General features: G+C 52.2%; 1 protein-coding gene. It reads right to left on the reverse strand.

What is annotated here, in order from left to right; translation table 11 throughout:
- A partial coding sequence (locus tag HCN83_RS18070; protein WP_168009800.1) for a hypothetical protein occupies positions 1-213 on the reverse strand: 213 nt, incomplete at its 3' end.
- Positions 214-299 lie beyond the last annotated feature (86 nt).

The raw sequence follows: 299 nt of genomic DNA on the forward strand, positions 1-299 counted from the left end.
TTGTTCCATATGGATGGAACCTTTCGTTAGGCAACGCTTCGATGTCGAATAGGGATGCCAGTACGTCAACGTATCCACCAAAAAAAGCAAAAGAGACGCAGCGATAGGAACGTTTTTCTCCATTAAATAAATCCATTTCCCCTTCGTGTCTGGCGTGCCCGTGGAAGCCGCGCAGCCTGAAGATTCAGTGCCGTTCAGATCTGCGAACGGCATAAACGCACGAGCGGAGCCGGACCGGGTCTTAAAGGCTTCTCGCGAGAAGCATGTGTCCGAGTGAAGCCGCGCCATCTTACGTGCCT

This window comes from Alkalicoccus luteus (genome assembly GCF_012034335.1).
GTDB lineage: Bacteria > Bacillota > Bacilli > Bacillales > Salisediminibacteriaceae > Alkalicoccus > Alkalicoccus luteus_A.